General features: G+C 67.7%; 2 protein-coding genes. Both read right to left on the reverse strand.

What is annotated here, in order from left to right:
* Window positions 1-27: 27 nt before the first annotated feature.
* Entirely contained in the window at window positions 28-999 is a 972-nt protein-coding gene (gene istA / locus H8R02_RS30020) for an IS21 family transposase (protein ID WP_255429648.1), read from the reverse strand.
* Window positions 917-1,120: hypothetical protein (locus H8R02_RS30695; protein WP_255429649.1), on the reverse strand; the 204-nt coding region annotated here is incomplete at its 5' end. The genes H8R02_RS30695 and istA, both read right to left, overlap by 83 nt.

Raw genomic sequence — 1,120 nt, forward strand, 5'->3', positions numbered from 1 at the left:
GGCCCTCGATGCGTTGCTGCTGCAGGTTCATGTCGTCACCTCCAGTAGCTCGTCGTAGACCGCCAGCGGGTGCTGCAGGCTCTCCACCGGAATCGCCACACGTGTGCGCGGCGCAGCCGCCGCCTTCAGCGCCGGCGCGGGCAGCATCACGGCTTGCTCCTCGACCAGGCGCTCGGCCGGAACCGCCTTCGTCGTGGCGTGCACCCGCGCGTTCGCAACGTTATCGAGCCAGCGACGCGCGTGCGCGTTGCTCACTTCGACCGTGAGCTTCAGGCCTGCGGCCTGCAAGCTGGCCGCCAGCGGCACGAGGAAGCTGCCCTTCAGGTAGCCGTTGAAGCGCTCCACCTTGCCCTTGGTCTTGGCCCGGTACGGCCGGCACAGCCGCGGCGTGAAGCCGCATTCCTCGGCCAGCTCGCGCAGCCCCTCGTTCCACCGGTGCAGTCCTTCTCCGTAAGCGTCCCGATCGATCACCACGGTCTTGGGGTTGTCGAACAGGACGTGCTCGGGAACGCCGCCGAAGAAGTCGAACGCCTCGCGCAGCCCCGTGCGCAGCGCCTGCAGGTCCTCGCTGCGACCGAACTTCACGTACGCCGCGCGGCTGTAGCCCAAGGTCGCCACGAACGCCACCAGCGGATCGCGCCCTTTGCGCACCCACGTGAAGTCCGCCTGCATCTGCTTGCCCGGCTCGGTCTCGAAGCGCACCACCGGCTCGGCTTCCCGCTGCTTCAGCGGCGCCAGCCACGCCTTCAGCTGGCTGATGCCGCCGTCATAGCCGCGCTCGCCGATCTCGCGCACCAACACCGTCGCCGGGATCCACTTCGGCCTGGCTTGCTCGATCCGCTCCAGCAGGTACGGCTTGAACGCATCGAGCTTCGTCGCCCGAGCCGCCCTCGGCCCATAGCGGCGCGCCGTCTCCTCACGCAAGTACCGCCGCACGGTATTGCGCGAGCAGCCCAGCTGCCGGGCTATCTCCCTGATCCCCTCGCCCCTGCGGGCCATCACACGTATCTCCACTGCTTGCTCCTGGGTCAACATCGACGGCCAAAAAGCCGCCATCGTCGCCCAGGTGGGTCACTTTTACTTCGGCGCAGTGGGTCAGTTTTACATCGGCGCTAACATC

This window comes from Ramlibacter albus, assembly GCF_014297445.1.
GTDB classification, from domain to species: Bacteria; Pseudomonadota; Gammaproteobacteria; order Burkholderiales; family Burkholderiaceae_C; genus Ramlibacter; species Ramlibacter albus.